Annotated in this window: 1 protein-coding gene; it reads left to right on the top strand. The window is 46.1% G+C overall.

The genetic code is table 11. The annotated features are described in order from the left end of the window. Positions 1-254, top strand: a 254-nt coding sequence (locus tag HEN33_RS25940) for a 3'-5' exonuclease (RefSeq protein WP_183083576.1), incomplete at both ends; no start/stop codon positions are given.

Here is a 254-nt window from a genome sequence, read left to right as displayed (position 1 = left end):
GTGCAATATTTTTCGATCCGCAAACCGGAGATATGGGACCGGAATTTAGTAAGACTATCGATCTGGAAACTGCTGGCGGGGTCATTGATCGGGACACCATTAAATGGTGGCTTAAGCAATCACGCGAAGCGCAATCTGCCATTATGACCGATGAAATCCCGTTAGATGATGCACTGTTACAATTGCGGGAATTTATCGACGAAAACTCCGGTGAATTTTTTGTTCAGGTCTGGGGAAATGGAGCCAACTTCGAC

Origin of the sequence: Escherichia sp. 94.0001 (genome assembly GCF_013369155.2) — a bacterium.
Taxonomy (GTDB): domain Bacteria; phylum Pseudomonadota; class Gammaproteobacteria; order Enterobacterales; family Enterobacteriaceae; genus Escherichia; species Escherichia coli_F.
This window is presented reverse-complemented; position numbering and strand designations above follow the sequence as displayed.